Raw genomic sequence first — 217 nt, forward strand, 5'->3', positions numbered from 1 at the left:
CTATGAGATCTGTGAGATCCTGAACCCGACCAACTGCGACACAGCCGTTGCAACGGTTGTGGTCGAAGAAGCTCCGATCGACGCCGTGGACGATACCATGGCGGCTGTGAACGGCTTTGTAGGCGGCGACACTGCGTCTGTTCTGGACAACGACACGTTGAATGGCGTGGTTGTTGATCCGGCTGACATTACCCTGACCCCCGGCACAGCGCCCAGC

General features: G+C 59.0%; 1 protein-coding gene. It reads left to right on the forward strand.

Annotation, left to right across the window (positions count from 1 at the left end; all coding sequences use genetic code 11):
* The coding region (locus tag ACXAH3_RS16540) for a hypothetical protein (RefSeq protein ID WP_474863375.1) at positions 1–217 on the forward strand (217 nt) is incomplete at both ends.

This window comes from Aliiroseovarius sp. ABM4_368, from assembly GCF_056161205.1.